This is a genomic window from Streptomyces sp. MUM 2J (assembly GCF_022414535.1).
In the GTDB taxonomy this organism is placed as follows: domain Bacteria; phylum Actinomycetota; class Actinomycetes; order Streptomycetales; family Streptomycetaceae; genus Streptomyces.
This window is the reverse complement of the sequence record NZ_JADWYM010000023.1, coordinates 43691-60654: the sequence shown is the minus strand read 5'-3', so window position 1 is coordinate 60654 and position 16964 is coordinate 43691. Positions and strand designations below refer to the sequence as shown.

Sequence of the window (16964 nt, the reverse complement as noted above, 5' to 3'; positions counted from 1 at the left end):
GTGTGGTTCGCATCCCATGCGGCAATGGCCTCCTCGTCAGATCAGCTGCCGTCCGCGACGCACGCGTGGGCGTCGCCGTACGCGTACGGCAGGGGCGACTGTTGTCGACCCTATCGGGGTCGAGCGTCGGTCGCGGTACGGACTCAGATGCCGACCTTGATGCGCGTGAAGCGCTTCAGGGTGACACCGGCCTCGTCCAGGATCTTCTGGACGGACTTCTTGTTGTCGAGCGCGTACGGCTGGCCCAGCAGCGTGGCGTCCTTGAAGAAGCCGTTGAGGCGACCCTCGACGATCTTCGGCAGGGCGGCCTCGGGCTTGCCCTCGGCGCGGGTGGTCTCCTCGGCGATGCGGCGCTCGGCCTCGACGACGTCGGCCGGGACCTCGTCCTTGGAGAGGTACTTCGGCGCGAAGGCGGCGATGTGCTGGGCGATGCCCTTCGCGACCTCGGCGTTCGGCTTGTCGAGCTCGACGAGGACACCGATCTGCGGGGGCAGGTCGGGCATCGTGCGGTGCATGTACGCGAGCACGAAGCCGTCCGCGAACTGCGCGAAGCGGTCCAGGACGATCTTCTCGCCGAGGTTGGCGTTGGCCTCGTCCACGAACGCCTGGACGGTCTTGCCGGCCTCGATCTCGGAGGCGAGCAGCGCCTCGATGTCCGCCGGGGCCGTCCTGGCGACGTGCTCGGCGATCGTGTGGGCGACGGCCTGGAACTTCTCGCCCTTGGCGACGAAGTCCGTCTCGCACTTCAGCTCGACCAGGACGCCGGAGGAGTTGTCGTCGGCGATGATGGAGACCACGGCGCCGTTCTCGGCGGAGCGGCCCTCACGCTTGGCGACGCCCTTCTGGCCCTTGATGCGCAGCGCCTCGACGGCCTTCTCGACGTTGCCCTCGGCCTCGTCCAGCGCCTTCTTGCAGTCCATCATGCCGGCGCCGGTGAGCTCGCGGAGCTTCTTGACGTCGGCGGCGGTGTAGTTCGCCATGAGTCTGTGAGTCTTTCTCGAAGTCTGGAGGATCGAAGATCTGCGGGGTACGGCCTCCATGTGGGCAAAGGCCGCTGTCCAGCCGCTGACCTACGGGTGAACGGCGGGAACGGAGTTCATGTCACCGTTCCCGCCGTCAACGCCGACGGGTCAGGCCTGCTCGCCCTCGGCGGCCGGAGCCTCGGCGGCCGGAGCCTCGGCAGCCGGAGCCTCGGTGGCCGGAGCCTCGGTGGCCGGAGCCTCGGCAGCCGGAGCCTCGGCAGCCGGAGCCTCGGCGGCCGGAGCGGCCTCCTGGGACTCGGCCTTCTTCTCGCCCTCGAGCAGGTCGCGCTCCCACTCGGCGAGCGGCTCGCCCGCGGCCTTCTCGCCCTTGTCACCGGCGTTGACGCCGGAGCGGGCGATGAGACCCTCGGCGACGGCGTCGGCGATCACACGGGTGAGCAGGGTGACGGAGCGGATCGCGTCGTCGTTGCCCGGGATCTTGTAGTCGACCTCGTCGGGGTCGCAGTTGGTGTCGAGGATCGCGACGACCGGGATGTTGAGCTTCCGGGCCTCGCCGACCGCGATGTGCTCCTTCTTGGTGTCCACGATCCAGACGGCGCTGGGCACCTTCTGCATCTCGCGGATACCACCGAGGGTCTTCTCCAGCTTGGCCTTCTCGCGGGAGAGGACCAGGAGCTCCTTCTTGGTCAGACCGGAGGCGGCGACGTCCTCGAAGTCGATCTGCTCCAGCTCCTTGAGGCGCTGCAGACGCTTGTAGACGGTCGAGAAGTTGGTGAGCATGCCGCCCAGCCAGCGCTGGTTGACGAAGGGCATGCCGACGCGGGTTGCCTGCTCGGCGATGGCCTCCTGCGCCTGCTTCTTGGTGCCGACGAACATGACCGTGCCGCCGTGGGCGACGGTCTCCTTGACGAACTCGTAGGCGCGGTCGATGTACGACAGCGACTGGAGCAGGTCGATGATGTAGATGCCGTTGCGCTCGGTGAAGATGAAGCGCTTCATCTTCGGGTTCCAGCGACGGGTCTGGTGACCGAAGTGGACGCCGCTCTCCAGCAGCTCCCGCATCGTGACGACGGCCATGGCCGTTCTCCTTGATTTTCTCGGTTGTGCCGCGGCAGCCGGACGGCTTCCGCGCCTGACGCCCACGGTGCGCCGAGCCACGAAGGACCGAGAGGCGCTGATACGGACCGTTTCCGGATGCCGTACCGGGGCGTGCGAAGTCGACCCGGTGACCCGGATCGCCAGAAGAAGTGTACGGGACCGGCGAAGCACCGGGTGACGCCACTGTCCCCAACCGGCTGGTGGTCCACAGGTCCCGGCCATGATCGGGCGGGGTGCGGGACGGTTCCCGCATGCGAGCGAAGCGATACGTACGGGTGATGCGGGCGGTGCGCACGATGCTGCTGGGGCTTGCTCTGACGGCCCTGCCCCCGGCTGCGCGGGCGGACGGACCACCCCCCGCGCCCGCCGGCCCAACGGCATCCACACCCACACCGACCCCGGCAGGAGGTGTGCCGGCCGTGGGCCACGCCTGGCCCGTCGGGGTGCGGCCCGCCGTCCTCCGCGGCTGGGCACCGCCGGCGACGCCGTACGGCCGCGGCCACCGGGGCGTGGACCTGGCGGCTCCGGCCGGGGCCGAGGTGCGGGCGGTGGCGGCGGGGCGGGTGTCGTTCTCGGGGCGGGTGGCGGGCAGGGGGGTGGTGTCCGTCGAGCTGTCGGGCACGGGCGATCCACCGCTGAGGACCACGTACGAGCCGGTGACGGCGTCCGTGGCGCAGGGCGACGCCGTGGAGCCGGGCGAGGTGGTGGGCGCGGTGGAGCCGACGGGCTCCCACTGCACTGCACCCTGTGTCCACTGGGGCCTGCGGCGCGGGGACGTCTACCTCGATCCGCTGACCCTCCTGCCCCCTCGCCTCCTGCGGAGGACCCCGCCGAGACTGCTCCCGGTGCTCTCGGTGCCGTTGCCCGGTTGACATCCCCTGCCCTTGAGGCGGGAATCCGGAGGCGGGCACCGCTGGGAGCACCGCTCCGGCCACGTTCCCGGCCGCCGGCGAGCGCCGCACCCTCCGCTGCCCCGGCCACCGGGGGAGAGCATGCCCCCGGACGCGACCCCGGCCGCCGACGAGGGCTCGCCCCGGCCGGTCCGGAGGGGGCCGCAGGGCTCACGCCCGGGTCGCCTCACAGGGGAACCGCCTTCCCCCGGGGGCGGCCCCGCGGCGAAGGGCGCCCGTGCACCCGGGCCCGGCGTCAGCCGCAGACGCCCCGCAGGACGAGTCCCACCGCCGTCGCGGCGATGACATCCGGCTCCTCGGCGGCGCCCAGCTCGACCCGTCGGACGGCGGCGTCCACCACACCCTGCACGAGCATCGCGGCCAGCCGGGGCTCCGCGTGCCCCAGCTCGCCCAGAGCCTCGACGATCAGCGCGACCAGCCCGCCGTGCGCCGCGCGGATCTTCTCCCGCGCCCCCGCGTCGAGCTCGCTCGCGGAGATCGCCACCACCGCCCGGTGCCGCCGGTCCCCGACCAGCTCCAGCTGCTTGCGCACATACGCGCCGACCCTGTCCCCGGGCGTGTCCATCGCGGCCATGGCCTCGGCGACCTCCGCCGCCCACACGGGAAAGTCCGCCTCGCACAGCTCCTCGACCACGGCGGCACGTGACCGGAAGTACTCGTACACGGACGACCTCGCCAGCCCCGTCCGCTCGGCGAGGGCGGGGAAGGTCAGCGCCTCCGTCCCGCCCTCGGACAGCAACGACCGGGCCGCATCCAGCAGGGCGGCTCGCTGCATCGACCGGTGCTCGGCCACGGAGGCCGCTCGAATCCTTGGCACGTCAACCACTCTACGGACGCATCACCCTCGGCGGGAGTGAGTACGGCATCACCGTCCGAAGGCGGCCAGCTTGGCCCGCAGCTGGAGCACGGACTTGGTGTGGATCTGGCTGACGCGGCTCTCGGTCACTCCGAGCACGTTCCCGATCTCGGCCAGGGTCAGCCCCTCGTAGTAGTACAGGGTGACCACCGTCTTCTCCCGGTCGGGCAGCGTGTTGATGGCCCGTGCCAGGAACCTCCGCAGCTCGCGGTCCTCGGCCACCTCCACGGGATTGTCGGCGGCGGTGTCCTCCAGGGTGTCCATGACGCTCAGTCCGTCACCGCCGTCGCCGCCGACGTGCAGCAGTTCCTCCAGGGCGACGACGTTGGCCAGCGACAACTGGCTGAACACCGTGTGCAGTTCGTCGACGCCGATGCCGAGTTCGGCGGCCACCTCCTGCTCGGTGGGCGTGCGCCGCAGGCGGGCCTCCAGAGTGGCGTAGGCCCGCTCCACATTGCGCGCCTTCTGCCGTACCGACCTCGGGATCCAGTCCAGCGCCCGCAGTTCGTCGATCATCGCGCCGCGGATCCGGGTGATCGCGTACGTCTCGAACTTGATCTCCCGGTCGACGTCGAACTTCTCGATCGCGTCGATCAGCCCGAAGACGCCGGAGGAGACGAAGTCGGCCTGCTCGACATTGGGCGGCAGGCCGACGCTCACCCGGCCCGCCACGTACTTCACGAGCGGCGAGTAGTGCAGGATCAGCTGCTCCCGCAGCCGTTCGTCTCCCGTCGCCTTGTACGACCGCCACAGCTCCTCGAGCGTGGAGGGAGCGGGAGGCCGCACGCTGCCACCGTCGCGGGCGGCCGGCGGGACCGCCGCCCGGTCGGAGCCGGAGGTGTGCTGGGGCATTCGTCGCCTTGTGCCGTTCTGCCGTGAAGTGGGCCGGGTCGGGGTTGCCTGGGTGAGCTGTCGGTCTGGTGTCGAGTTGCCGGCGTGTGTGCCGGAATCCTCGTGAGCGTAGCGTGACTGGCCCGTCGCGGTGCGCGAAGAGCGAGGCCCGGTCCCCGCGCGGAGGCACTCGCGGAGCGGCACGGCCGGTCCTCGGCGGTAGCTCTGTGTAACTCGACGGGGCGTCAACTGCCGTAAACCGCAAGGGCATCGAGGTTCCCCCGGACGGCCGAACACGCTCGGTCAGGACGGCCCGGGACCGCCCCGGGCGGAGATCACCGCCTGGCGTGTCAACTTCCAGCCGTCGCCGAGTCGTTCGACGTAACCGAGTGCTCGTAGTTCGTACAGTCTCGCGATCGCGTCCTCCGTGGTGGTCTGCGCGTCGCGGGCGATCTCCCGCGGCGTCGCCGGCCGGCTGCCGGGAAGGGCGGCCAGGACGTCCCGGGCAGCCGGTTCCAGCAGGTCGCGTGGGAGGACGGGCCCGCGCCGGACGGGAGCCAGCTCCCCCATGGGCCCGACCTGTTCGACGACTTCCGCGGGGTCGGTGACCAGTACCGCCTCCCCGCGCAGGAGCTCGTGCACCCCCGCCGAGAGGCCGCTCGTGGCCGGTCCCGGTACGCCCATGGTGTGCCGGCCCAGCCGCTGGGCCGCGCGTGCCGTGACCAGCGAGCCGCTGCGGTGTGCGGCCTCGACGACGACGGTGCCCGCGGTGAGAGCGGCGATGACGCGGTTGCGCAGGACGAATCTGCCGGGTGTGGGATGGCAGCCGGGCGGCAACTCCCCCACCACGAGTCCCTGTTCGGCGATGCGGTTGATCAGCTGGGCGTGCCCGGCCGGGTAGGGCCGGTCGACGCCGCAGGCCAGGACGGCGACGGTGGCGCCGCCCGCGGCCAGGGCGCCGCGATGGGCGGCGCCGTCGATGCCGTAGGCACCCCCGGAGACCACGACCCACCCGTGTTCGGCGAGTCCGGCAGCGAGGGTGGCCGCCATGTGCGCGCCGTACTCGGTGCAGGCGCGGGCACCGACCACGGCGACCGACTGCAGGGCCCACATCCGCAGGCTGGGCGTCCCGCGCACCCACAGTCCCAGCGGCCGGGCGTCCCCCAGGTCGTCCAGCCGGCCCGGCCACTCGGTGTCCCCCGGTGCGACGAACCGCACCCCCGCCCGTCGTGCGGCGTCGAGGTCGTGCCCGGGATCGGCCAGCGCGGCCCGCGCTCGCAGCCCGGCCCAGCGCTGCCCGCTGGCCCCCGGCAGCGCCGGGCCGCGCCCTCGCAGTCTGCGTACCACCTCCGCCACCCCGAACCGGCGCACCCACCGCCCGCCGGTCCGGTCCCCCGGTTCGACCACCCTGGTCAAGAAGACCCTGCCGAGCAGCTCGTCGTCCACGTCGGTCCGCCCGATCACGCGCGGGCTCCGATGGCCATGGGCACGCCGCGCGGCACTCCGGTGCGCAGTTGCAGGGCCAGGGCGACGTCCGTCGTGTCGGGCCGGTCGTGGCCGACGAGGTCGGCGACGGTCCAGGCCACGCGCAGCACCCGGTCGAGGCCGCGGGCCGTGAGCATGCCGCGTTCGAGGCTGCGCTCGGCGTCGTCCAGGGCGCCGGGCTCGGCATGCCAGCGGCTGCGCAGCTCACGGCCCGGCACTTCGCTGTTGGTGCGCCAGGGGGTGCCGTCGAATCGCGCCGCCGCCCGCTCCCGGGCTGCCCGCACCCGATCGGCCACGGTGGCCGTGGACTCGCCGCCCGCGCCGCGCTGCGTGAGCTCGGCCCGGCCCACCGGCTCCACCTCGACGCGCAGGTCGACGCGGTCGAGCAGCGGGCCGGAGAGCCTCGCCTGGTAGCGGCGGACCGCCGAGGGCGGGCACTCGCAGGACGTGTCGCGCCGCGAGGAGCGCCCGCAGGGGCACGGGTTCGCCGCCAGGACCATCAGGAACCTCGCGGGGAAGCGCACCACGCCCGCACTGCGCGCGATCACCACGTGCCCGGCCTCCAGCGGCTGGCGCAGGGCATCGAGCGCACGGCTGCCGAACTCGGGGGTCTCGTCGAGAAAGAGCACGCCTCGGTGGGCGAGCGACACCGCCCCCGGCCGGGCGATGCCCGGGCCACCGCCGACGAGGGATTGCAAGGTGGCCGAGTGGTGCGGGGCGCAGTACGGCGCCTCGTCGATCAGGGGCCTGCCCGGTGGCAGCAGTCCGGCGACCGAGTGCACCGCCGTGACCTCCAGGGACTCCTGCCGACCCAGCGGGGGCAGGATGGTGGGCAGCCGCTCGGCCAGCATGGTCTTGCCGGCGCCCGGGGGGCCTTCGAGGAACAGGTGGTGCCCGCCCGCCGCCGCCACTTCCACGGCTGTGCGCGCGGCGGCCTGGCCGACCACGTCGGCCAGGTCTGCCAGGTCTGCCAGGTGACGGCCCCGGTCGGGCTGGACGGCATCCCGGCCGTGCAGGCCGGTGGGCGCGCCCGTGCCCGGCAGACGCAGTCCGCCCAGCAGGGGGTCGGGGCGCCCCTGCTCGTCGGCAGGCTCCTCGGGCACGGGCTCGTCGGCCAGGACGGCGACCAGCTGCCGCAGGCTGCGCACTCCCAGCACCGACATCCCGGGCACCAGCGACGCCTCCGCGGCCGCGCACTCGGGCACGACCACCTGCTCGTACCCGGCGTCCGCGGCGGCCAGGACGGCCGGCAGGATGCCGCGCACCGGCCGCACCCGCCCGTCCAGTCCCAGCTCCCCGATCATCACGACGTCGGCGAGCACGCGCGGGTCGATGCGTTCCGCCGCGCCGAGGACGGCGCAGGCCACGGCGAGGTCGAAGCCGCTGCCCGCCTTCGGCACCGATGCCGGGCTGAGCCCGACGGTGAGCTTCTTCTGCGGCCATGCGCCCCCGGAGTTCACCACCGCCGACCGGACCCGGTCCCGGCTCTCCGTCAGGCTCTTGTCCGGGAGGCCCACCAGGGTGAACGCGGCGACGCCCGGTTCGAGGTCGGCCTGGACCTCGACGACCACGCCCTCGACACCGACGAGGGCCACGGAGCAGGTGCGTGCGAAGCCCATGTCAGGCCACCCCCCGCGCGTGCTCGACGACGGGTGCGCCGCGTGCGGGCAGGACGACGCCGACCAGGTCGATGCGGACGCCGCCCGGCGGGGCCCCTCCGTGGGCCTGGATCCATCGCTCGGCCAGGGCCCGGAGCCGCTCGGCCTTCTCCCTGGTGACGGCGGCCATCGGGTGCTCGAAGGAGCCGCCGCTGCGGGTCTTCACCTCGCACAGGACCAGAACGTCGCCGTCCCGGGCGAGGATGTCGACCTCACCGGTCCTGCCGCAGCGCCAGTTGCGTTCCAGGACCGTCATTCCGGACTCGGCCAGCCGCCGGGCGGCCAGTGTCTCGCCGTACCTGCCGAGTGCACCGCGTGCCTGCTGTGTGTTCATGTGGGCACCACCTCCGGTGCCCACCGTCACGCAACCGCCGGCCCTTAGTGGATCTTGGTGGGTTACCCGGCGGTTGTGGAGAACGTCCCCACCCGTGCGGGTGACCTCAGCTGCCGGGGAGCTCCAGGTCGCTCTTGTTCAGCTCCTCGATGTTCACGTCCTTGAACGTGAGCACCCGCACCTGCTTGACGAAGCGCGCGGGTCTGTACATGTCCCACACCCAGGCATCCGCCATCGAGACCTCGAAGAAGACCTCTCCCTGGACCGAGTGCACCTGCATCTCGTAGTCGTTGGTGAGGTAGAAACGCCGCTCGGTCTCGATCACGTATTTGAACAGCCCGACGACGTCGCGGTACTCCCGGTAGAGCTTCAGCTCCATCTCGGTCTCGTACTTCTCGAGGTCCTCGGCGCTCATGGCATGTTCCCCTTCAGCCGTGCGGTCCCCCCATTGTGCGCCAGTCCCCCGCGCCCCTAGACGATTTCCGTCTCCAGGATCACGGGCCCGGCCGGGGGACCTTCGTCGAGCAGCCTGCGAAACAGCTCGGCGAGTCTGGTCGGATACACGGTCTCATGCGATCCGGTCAGTTCGGCACAGGTCCACCACCTCGCCCCGGCCACACTGCGCCGCTCCAGCTCCGTGAGGGCCGTGGCCCGGGTCTCGGTGGTCGCCGTACGGGCCAGGTAGTACCACTCGTCCTGGTCCCAGCGGCGGCCCGCGAACGGGAACGAGCACCGCCGTCGCCACAGCACCGGGCCCAGTTCCACCTCGGTGATGCCGGTCTCCTCCGCGAGCTCCCGCAGCGCCGCTTCCTCACGGGTCTCCGCACCCTCCACGCCGCCGCCCGGCGTGAACCACCAGTCGTCAAAGGGGTCGTCCGGCTCGTGGCCGTGCAGCAGCAGGACGCGGTCGGCGGGGTCGAGCAGCACCACCCGGGCCACCCTGCGCGGCTCAGCGGGCACCGGCCGGCTCCGTGGTCCGCGACCGGGAGCGGGCACCGCCCCCGAGCCGCTTGGCGACGGGGCCATAGGCGCCCCCGCCGAGCACGAGCACCGTCCCGGCCACGACCAGCGCGACGATCGTCCGCAGGGGACCCGGCTGCGACAGCGTGCCGAGGGCTTCGAAGCCCGTGGGACGCTTCAGCATGCCGTCCATGGGCCAGACGACGGCGTCGACGCGGGCGGTGACGGCGCTGCGCGCCACGGTGCCGCTGGCCGCGTCGGCGAGGTGGGCGGTGGAGTCCAGGGAGCCCCGCCGCTCGTCCCCCAGGAGGAACAGACGCCCCTCGGGCACCTTCACGGTGGGGAAGTTCGTGATCTCGGCCAGGCTGCCGGCCGGCAGGTAGGGCTCGTCGATCTGCCGGCCGTTCACGGTCAGCTTGCCGTCGGCGCAGCAGGAGACGGTGTCGCCGCCGACGGCGACGACCCGCTTGACCACGGGGGCGTTGGTCACCCAGGTCTTGTCGCGGAAGACGACGACGTCACCGCGGCGGACGTCGGCGCCGTCGACCCTCTGCGCGAGCACCCGGTCGCCGACGCCGATGGTCGGGGCCATCGAACTGGTCGGCACGGTGTACGGCCGGTAGACCACCGCCGCCCAGGCGAAACCCCCCAGGAACAGCACCAGGCCCAGCGCCACGGCCAGCCCCGACAGCCGGTGTCCGAGCCGGCCGCCCGCCGGGCCGCCGGGCCGGGAGGTCGCCGTGCGTATCGTGCTCTCGCCGCTCATGCACCCGCACCCTACCGGGCGGTACGGGTGCGGCCCACCCGTCGGGAGGACGGCGAAGGTCAAGAAGCGGCCATGCCGTGTCCCCGCCGGGACGCGCCCGGGGACCGGGTACGGGACCCGCCCGGCGGCATCCGCCGGGGCGTCAGTCCTTCCGCGACCGCCGGCGCCGCCGCAGTGCCACCGGCACCGCACCGGCGAGGACGAGCACGTCCGGGGCGGCCGTCAGGGGCGCGGCCGACGAGGACTGGTCGCCCAGACCCGGCTGGTCGTAGGTGTCGGGGATGGGCAGCGTGCCCCAGCGGTTGACCGGCCAGGCGCGGACGATGGCGCGGCCGACGACCTTGTCGACGGGGACGAAGCCGTGGTTCTTGTCGTTCTGGTTGTAGCGCGAGTCCCGGGAGTTCTGCCGGTGGTCACCCATGACCCAGATGAAGCCCTTGGGCACCTTCACCGTGAACTGGCCGCCCTCGTCGTCGCTGCACGGCGTGTTGCCGGGGTACACGTACGACTCGTTCAGCGCGTGGCCATTGATCGTGAGCGGACCGGTGCCCTTGCAGGAGACGGTGTCGCCGCCGACGGCCACGACCCGCTTGATCAGGTCTTTCTCCTCCGCGGACGGCATCAGTCCGATCCAGCTGAGGACCTTCTGCAGGGGATTCGGCTTGGGTGTGGGCTCACCGGCCAGCCAGTTGTCCGGGTCGTGGAACACGACGACCTCACCGCGCTCGGGCTCGGATCCGAACCAGGGCGTCAGCTTGTCCACCAGGACCCGGTCGCCCTTCTGCAGGGTGTCCTGCATGGACTCCGACGGGATCGAGAACGCCTGCACCAGGAACGTCTTGATCAGCAGCGCCAGCACCAGCGCGATGCCGATCAGGAGCGGCAGCTCCTTCCAGAACGGTCGCTGCTTCCTCGGGGCGCCCGAGTCGCCCGCGTCCCCGTCCCCGGTCGGGTCCCGGTCGTCCGCCGGGGTGTCGTCGCCGGGTGCCGCCCCGTCATTCCCGGAGGTCATGGCGCTGTCCGCAGCCGGCGCGGCCGACTCCACGGGGTGTCCGCGGTGCTCCTCGCCATCGTGTCCGGATCGTGCGCCAACCGCCACATCCCCCACGCCAACTCCTCACTCTCTGCCGCTGCCTGCCCCGTACACGGCGCAGGCCCACCACTCCCATAACGAGCGGGAGTTCCGCAGGGATCGGGAGAGGGACCGCTTGGTTCACATCGTCGGGGGCAACCCTATGCGACGACCGCGCCGCGGCGTTCGACCCGGGGGCCGCGTCGGTCACCGCGGCGAACGACTTCGGTTCGTTCAGCGTGCTCCAGTGGCCCAGCGGCCAGGCGATCACCATGGCGCGCCCGACGACCTCGTCCTCGGAGACCGTACCGCCGTAGTCCATGTCCTGGTGGAAGCGGGAATCGGCGGAGTTGGCGCGGTGATCGCCCATCACCCACAGGCGCCCCTCGGGGACGGTGACGTCGAAGGGCGTGTCCGAGGGGGCGTTGCCGGGGTACAGGTAGCCCTCGTTCAGGGGAACGTCGTTGACGGTGATGCGCCCCTGCGCGTCACAGCACTTGACGTGGTCCCCGCCGACGCCGACGACCCGCTTGATGAGGTCCTTCTCGTTGTCGGACGGCAGCAGGCCGATGAAGGTGAGTCCTTCCTTGACCTGTTTGACGACGATGGGGTCGTTCTTCCTGGTCGTGGTCTGCTCGTCCTGCAGCCAGCCGCCCGGGTCCTTGAACACCACCACGTCCCCACGCTGCGGCCGGGAGCCGAACCACGGGGTGAACTTGTCGACCAGGACCCGGTCGCCGATGCGGATCGTCTGCTCCATGGAGCCCGAGGGGATCACGAACGCCTGGACGAGGAAGGTCTTCAGCACGAGTGCTATCAGCACCGCGACACCGACGAGGAGGGGTATCTCCTTGACGGCGCCGCGCCTGCGCCTGCGCTTGACCTTCTTCTGCAGCTTGCGCCGATCGACGCGGCTGCGTCCGGGGGACGGGGTGGAAGCGCGGCGCGCTCCGGTGGGCAGGAGGTTGTCCGTGGCGTCGGCGGGCACGCCCCGGGGTCTGCCGCGGTTACCCATGCGCACCCGCCCTGTCCGGGGACGTCGCCCCCGCGGCGACCGGTCCGGGGTCCGGCACGTCCGCGTAGGCTCCGGGACGGCGCAGCCGGACGGCGTGCCCGAGGGGCCACACGATCCAGTCGGCGCGGCCGATCACGTCGCCGACGGGGATCATGCCGCCGCCGGGCGAACCCAGGTGGTCGCGGGAGTCGCTGGAGACGCTGCGGTGGTCGCCGAGCACGAAGAGGCGACCGTCGGGCACGACGACGTCGAAGGGCACGCGGGACGGCTCGTCCCCCGGATACAGGAACGCGGACTCGTCGGCAGAGCGGCCGTTCACCGTGATCCTCCCTTCCTTGTCACAGCAGACCACGTGGTCTCCCCCCACACCCACAACGCGTTTGACGTAGTCGGCGTCCCCGAAATACCCGGTGCCGTCGAACACGACCACGTCCCCGCGGCGCGGTTCGGCACCGAAACGGTACGCCAACCTATTTACGAGGACGCGGTCCCCGATCCTCAACCCCGCCTCCATGGATCCGGAAGGGATCTGGAAGGGCCGCGTCACGAACAGGTTCAGGAACAGAACGAAGACCAGGCAGACCGACAGGGTCAGGGTGATCCGCCCACCGGGCAGCCGGCCGGCCGCCCGCGCCATATGCGAGAAGCGCGACCGGCTCTCCCCCGCCCCGGTGTCGGGGAGGGGGGAGCGGTCGCGCTTCGCCGGCTGTGCTTCGGTGTCCATCGCGGCCAGATGCTATCCGGCCCCGCTGTGAACGCCCGCGCGAGATCAGTTCTCGCGCTTCTCCTTGATCTTCGCCGCCTTGCCGCGCAGCTCGCGCAGGTAGTACAGCTTGGCGCGGCGCACGTCACCACGGGTGACGAGCTCGATCTTCTCGACGATCGGGGTGTGCACCGGGAAGGTGCGCTCCACGCCCACGGAGAAGGAGACCTTGCGGACGGTGAAGGTCTCGCGCACGCCGGAACCCTGGCGGCGGATCACGACGCCCTTGAACTGCTGCACACGAGAGCGGTTGCCCTCGATGACGCGGACGTGGACGTTGACGGTGTCACCCGGGCGGAAGGCCGGGATGTCGCTGCGGAGCGACGCGACGTCGACGGAGTCGAGCAGGTGCGACATGTCGTCTGCTTTCTTCGCTGATGCCACAGGTCATCAACGGAAACTAGATCGTTCGGTGAAGCGCTGCCTCCGTCGGAGCGGACGTCGTGTCCCCCTGTGGCAGGGGCGCACGCCGGACGGCCGACAGCAGCGGTCTATTGTTCCACGGCCCCGGCCCTGCGCCAAAATCGGCCGTGGGGCGCCCCCTCGGGGTCGGGCTCCCAGCCCAGGATGGAGAGCATCTCCCGATCCTTCTTGTCGAAGGCCCCGGGCCCGCAGCGCTCGACGAGGTCGGGGCGGTTCGCCGTCGTGCGCCGCAGTGCCTCGTCGCGGCGCCAGCGGGCGATCTTCCCGTGGTGGCCGCTGAGCAGCACGTCGGGGATGCCCCGGCCGCGCCAGGCGGGCGGCTTGGTGTAGACGGGGCCCTCCAGGAGGTTGGCCATGGCGCCGGGGGCGAAGGAGTCGTCCCGGTGGGACTCGGCGTTGCCGAGGACACCGGGCAGCAGTCGTGCCACCGCCTCCGTGATCACGAGGACGGCCGCCTCACCGCCCGCGAGGACGTAGTCGCCGATGGACACCTCGTGGACGGGCATCCGGGTGGCGTACTCGTCGACGACGCGGCGGTCGATGCCCTCGTAGCGGGCGGGCGTGAAGATCAGCCAGGGCCGCTCGGAGAGCCGGACGGCGACGTCCTGGGTGAAGGGCCGGCCGCTGGGCGTGGGCACGATGAGGGCCGGCTCACCGGCACCCGACTCGTAGCCGTCGGCGAGGACGGAGTCGAGGGCGTCGCCCCACGGCCCGGTCTTCATCACCATGCCGGGACCACCGCCGTAGGGGGTGTCGTCGACCGTGTTGTGGCGGTCGTACGTCCACTGCCGCAGGTCGTGCACGTGCACGTCGAGCCGGCCATGCGCACGTGCCTTGCCGACGAGGGAGACGTCGAGCGGTTCGAGGTACTCGGGGAAGATCGTGACGACGTCGAGCCTCATGCCTCGTCGTCCCTCGAGGAGGCGATCTCGGCGCGGTCGTCGATCAGGCCCGGCGGCGGGTCGATGACCGCTCTCTGCTCCGCCAGGTCGATCTCGGTGACGATCTCCTCGACGAACGGGACCATCACCTCGGAGCCGTCGGGGCGCTCGACGATGAAGAGGTCCTGGGTGGGCAGGTGCGAGATCTCGGTGATCCGGCCGATCTCCGTGCCGTCCGGCAGCACCACGTCCAGGTCGATGAGCTGGTGGTCGTAGTACTCGTCCTCGCCCTCGGGCATCTCGTCGGGGTCGACGTCGGCGATCAGGAGGGTGTTGCGCAGCGCCTCGGCGGCGGTGCGGTCGGTGTGGCCCTCGAACCGCAGGAGCAGCCGTCCGCTGTGCACCCGGCCGGTCTCGATGGTCAGCGGTCCGGTGGAGGCGGGGTCGGTGGCCAGGACGGCTCCCGGCGCGAGTCTCAGTTCCGGCTCGTCGGTACGTACCTCGACGGTGACCTCGCCCCTGATGCCGTGGGCGCGGCCGATCCGTGCGACTACCAGCTGCACGTGACCCATTCTCCTGTCACTACGGTCACTTCTGACACTCCTGTCATCTGGCTTCGCTCCCGTCATACGACTGCGGGCCGGGGACGGCCAGTGGCCCTCCCCGGCCCGAGCCGGTGCTGCGAAGCGTCAGCGGACGTGGTCCACGTCGACGAGGTCGACGCGGACACCGCGACCGCCGATGGCGCCCACGACGGTACGCAGGGCGCGTGCGGTGCGGCCGTTGCGGCCGATCACCTTGCCGAGGTCGTCGGGGTGGACCCGGACCTCCAGCACACGCCCGCGGCGCAGGTTGCGTGACGCGACCTGCACATCGTCAGGGTTGTCGACGATGCCCTTCACGAGGTGCTCGAGAGCCTCCTCGAGCATGCTCAGGCCTCGGTCGACTCAGCCGAGGAGGACTCGGCCGCGGCCTCGTCCTTCTTCTCGGCCTTCTTCTTCTGGGTGATCGCCTCACCCTTGGCGTCGTCGTCGCCGCCGATGGCCTCGAACGACGGACGCGCGGGCTTCTCGGCCGCCTGCAGCAGCGGCGCCGGGGCGGGCTCGCCCTTGAACTTCTGCCAGTCGCCGGTCTTCTTCAGGATGGCGAGCACGGGCTCGGTCGGCTGGGCGCCGACGGAGAGCCAGTACGCCACGCGCTCGGCGTCGACCTCCATGACCGACGGGTTGTACGTCGGCTGGTACTTGCCGATCTCCTCGATGGCCCGGCCGTCACGGCGGGTGCGGGAGTCGGCGACGACGATGCGGTAGTGAGGCGAACGGATCTTGCCCAGACGCTTCAGCTTGATCTTGACTGCCACGGGAGTGGATTCTCCTGGAATTGACGTGGTGGGGCACGGCGGGTTCGCCGCGTGGGGTTGCGGTACCCGAGTGCCCGATGGACGCGTCAGCCGGAGGAGAGAGGGGTCCTGTGCGGCTGTCGAGTACAGCTAGCCATTGTGCCACACCCCGCGGTCCGGTCCGGGACGCAGGGTGCCTGCACCAGGGCACGCCGAGGGCGCATCCGGCGGCGGTGCGAAGATCGCCGCCGGATGCGCGGCCCGGCGCTACGCGGTGACGCTGCGCGGCACCGGCAGCCACGAGATGCCGGTGCCGGACGGCCGCCCGTTACGCCGCACCCACGACCTCCGGGATCCGGAACGGCTTGCCGCAGCCGCCGCAGACGATCGGGGCCTGCGCCAGGACCGACGGGACGACGCGGACGTTGCGGCCGCAGTCGCAGACGGCCTTGACGCGTACGCCACCACCGGAGGAGCCGTGCCGGGCGGCAGGGCCGCGGAAGGCACGGGTGGTCTCGGCGGAGGTCGCCGCCGAGTGGGCCTTGAGAGCGCGTTGCAGCCGCTCGATGGTCGGACGGTAGCGCCGCTTGGCCTCGGGACTGAGCGTGACCAGGGAGAAGCCGCTGCTCGGGTGCGGCTCGTCCGGATGGTCCAGGCCCAGTTCCTCGGCCACGGCGAGGAATCTGCGGTTGTGGTAGCGGCCGGCACGGGAGGTGTCGCGCACGCCGCGCGCGGCGGCGACGCCATGGACTGCCTCATGGAGCAGTCGCTCGAAGGAGAGTTCGTGACCGCACGCGGACGACGACTCCCCGATCAGGGACTCGGGTGCGGCAAGGTCCGGCAGCTCGGGGTGGTACCGCTGAATGTCGGCCCACGCCTGCGCCAGCTCTGCGGCGAGTACAGGTGGTGTCTGTGTCGTGCTCACGTAATGACAACGAGCCGGAGGGCTCCTGTGTTCCGATTCCGGGCCATCCCAAATAATTTGCACGTACCCGTCAGTTGCCGCTGATGCGTCCTGACGAGGGCGGGTGCGCTGATCTGCGGAGAAGCCTCACAGCTCCTACCAAGGCGGTACGTAGTCTGATGTAGGCCCATCCGTCCGCCGCCGTCGTCCACGCACGCGGCCCTTCCCCGGGCCGGCACACGAACGGGGCCGCGAGCCGTGCCAGCCCGGCCGGCGGTTGCGCAAGAGGTGTTTCGGACACGCCCTCGCCGAAAGCCCGCTGTATCAGTAAGCGCGCGCGACGCCCGCGACGTTACCCGGGGCGTCCCCGGCCTCCTGAACCGGCCCGTCCCCGGCGACCGGACGCGGTCACCGCTGCCCGGCGAGCCGCTCGGGCGCGAAGGCCCTCGACGTGGTCGGACTCCCGGGCGGGGTACGGCTGCGGGACCAGCGACGGGACGTACGCGCGCGGTGCCCGTCACCCTGATCCGGGCGTGTGTCGCGGCCGGCATCCAGTGCCACGGGCCGTACCCGTTCGGGCGGATCACCATGGTGCCCCGCAGCGGGCCGCTGTCCGCCGGCCCCCCCCCCGGCGACGGGCTCCCGGTACCAGCGGGGAAGTCCTCGGCGTGCGAGGTGAGAACCG

20 protein-coding genes are annotated in these 16964 nt (G+C 71.7%); 1 reads left to right on the top strand and 19 read right to left on the bottom strand.

Translation table 11 applies throughout. From position 1 onward, the window contains the following. Positions 1-143 precede the first annotated feature (143 nt). Both tsf and rpsB read right to left on the bottom strand, forming a co-directional pair. On the bottom strand, positions 144-980 hold the full coding sequence (tsf, locus tag I3F54_RS19470) for a translation elongation factor Ts (protein ID WP_240120096.1): 837 nt from the start codon (positions 978-980) through the stop codon (positions 144-146). Between the two features lie 150 nt (positions 981-1130). After that, positions 1131-2060, bottom strand: a complete 930-nt coding sequence (rpsB, locus tag I3F54_RS19465) for a 30S ribosomal protein S2 (RefSeq protein WP_240120095.1) — start codon at positions 2058-2060, stop codon at positions 1131-1133. Between the two features lie 317 nt (positions 2061-2377). Here rpsB and I3F54_RS19460 point away from each other — a divergent pair, with 317 nt between their 5' ends. Continuing rightward, entirely contained in the window at positions 2378-2953 is a 576-nt protein-coding gene (locus I3F54_RS19460; protein ID WP_374205940.1) for a murein hydrolase activator EnvC, read from the top strand. Between the two features lie 274 nt (positions 2954-3227). Here I3F54_RS19460 and I3F54_RS19455 read toward each other — a convergent pair whose 3' ends face one another. The 17 genes from I3F54_RS19455 to I3F54_RS19375 form a co-directional block, all read right to left on the bottom strand. After that, positions 3228-3785, bottom strand: coding sequence for a TetR/AcrR family transcriptional regulator (locus I3F54_RS19455; protein ID WP_240120140.1), 558 nt, complete (start codon positions 3783-3785; stop codon positions 3228-3230). A 72-nt stretch (positions 3786-3857) separates the two neighbouring features. Beyond that, complete coding sequence (whiG, locus tag I3F54_RS19450) at positions 3858-4700, bottom strand: RNA polymerase sigma factor WhiG (protein WP_240120093.1); 843 nt, start codon at positions 4698-4700, stop codon at positions 3858-3860. 282 nt (positions 4701-4982) lie between these two features. Next, positions 4983-6143, bottom strand: a complete 1161-nt coding sequence (gene dprA / locus I3F54_RS19445; protein ID WP_374205939.1) for a DNA-processing protein DprA — start codon at positions 6141-6143, stop codon at positions 4983-4985. Beyond that, complete coding sequence (locus I3F54_RS19440) at positions 6140-7783, bottom strand: YifB family Mg chelatase-like AAA ATPase (RefSeq protein ID WP_240120092.1); 1644 nt, start codon at positions 7781-7783, stop codon at positions 6140-6142. The genes dprA and I3F54_RS19440 overlap by 4 nt, the downstream gene beginning before the upstream one ends. A 1-nt stretch (position 7784) precedes the next feature. Continuing rightward, positions 7785-8186 carry a YraN family protein gene (locus tag I3F54_RS19435; protein ID WP_240120091.1) on the bottom strand — a complete coding sequence of 134 codons (402 nt, stop codon included), beginning with the start codon at positions 8184-8186 and terminating at the stop codon, positions 7785-7787. Between the two features lie 76 nt (positions 8187-8262). Beyond that, positions 8263-8571, bottom strand: coding sequence for a DUF2469 domain-containing protein (locus I3F54_RS19430; RefSeq protein WP_005311352.1), 309 nt, complete (start codon positions 8569-8571; stop codon positions 8263-8265). 56 nt (positions 8572-8627) lie between these two features. Beyond that, positions 8628-9182 (bottom strand): NUDIX hydrolase, encoded by a 555-nt coding sequence (locus tag I3F54_RS19425; RefSeq protein ID WP_374205938.1) that lies wholly within the window; start codon positions 9180-9182, stop codon positions 8628-8630. After that, complete coding sequence (lepB, locus tag I3F54_RS19420; protein WP_240120089.1) at positions 9106-9882, bottom strand: signal peptidase I; 777 nt, start codon at positions 9880-9882, stop codon at positions 9106-9108. Before lepB (I3F54_RS19420) ends, I3F54_RS19425 begins: the two co-directional genes overlap by 77 nt. 142 nt (positions 9883-10024) lie before the next feature. Further along, a complete protein-coding gene (gene lepB / locus I3F54_RS19415; protein WP_240120088.1) occupies positions 10025-10990 on the bottom strand; it encodes a signal peptidase I in 966 nt (321 codons plus the stop codon). Then, positions 10878-11969 (bottom strand): signal peptidase I, encoded by a 1092-nt coding sequence (lepB, locus tag I3F54_RS19410; RefSeq protein WP_240120087.1) that lies wholly within the window; start codon positions 11967-11969, stop codon positions 10878-10880. The genes lepB (I3F54_RS19415) and lepB (I3F54_RS19410) overlap by 113 nt, the downstream gene beginning before the upstream one ends. After that, complete coding sequence (gene lepB, locus I3F54_RS19405) at positions 11962-12693, bottom strand: signal peptidase I (protein ID WP_240120086.1); 732 nt, start codon at positions 12691-12693, stop codon at positions 11962-11964. The genes lepB (I3F54_RS19410) and lepB (I3F54_RS19405) overlap by 8 nt, the downstream gene beginning before the upstream one ends. Before the next feature lie 45 nt (positions 12694-12738). Continuing rightward, a complete protein-coding gene (gene rplS, locus I3F54_RS19400; protein ID WP_205384398.1) occupies positions 12739-13089 on the bottom strand; it encodes a 50S ribosomal protein L19 in 351 nt (116 codons plus the stop codon). Positions 13090-13223: 134 nt separating this feature from the next. After that, a complete protein-coding gene (trmD, locus tag I3F54_RS19395; RefSeq protein WP_240120085.1) occupies positions 13224-14057 on the bottom strand; it encodes a tRNA (guanosine(37)-N1)-methyltransferase TrmD in 834 nt (277 codons plus the stop codon). Further along, a complete protein-coding gene (gene rimM / locus I3F54_RS19390; RefSeq protein ID WP_240120084.1) occupies positions 14054-14599 on the bottom strand; it encodes a ribosome maturation factor RimM in 546 nt (181 codons plus the stop codon). The genes trmD and rimM overlap by 4 nt, the downstream gene beginning before the upstream one ends. A 126-nt stretch (positions 14600-14725) precedes the next feature. After that, positions 14726-14965 carry an RNA-binding protein gene (locus I3F54_RS19385; protein WP_003973401.1) on the bottom strand — a complete coding sequence of 80 codons (240 nt, stop codon included), beginning with the start codon at positions 14963-14965 and terminating at the stop codon, positions 14726-14728. Between the two features lie 2 nt (positions 14966-14967). Then, positions 14968-15396, bottom strand: coding sequence for a 30S ribosomal protein S16 (gene rpsP / locus I3F54_RS19380; RefSeq protein ID WP_240120083.1), 429 nt, complete (start codon positions 15394-15396; stop codon positions 14968-14970). Between the two features lie 307 nt (positions 15397-15703). Continuing rightward, positions 15704-16300 (bottom strand): hypothetical protein, encoded by a 597-nt coding sequence (locus I3F54_RS19375; RefSeq protein ID WP_240120082.1) that lies wholly within the window; start codon positions 16298-16300, stop codon positions 15704-15706. Positions 16301-16964 lie beyond the last annotated feature (664 nt).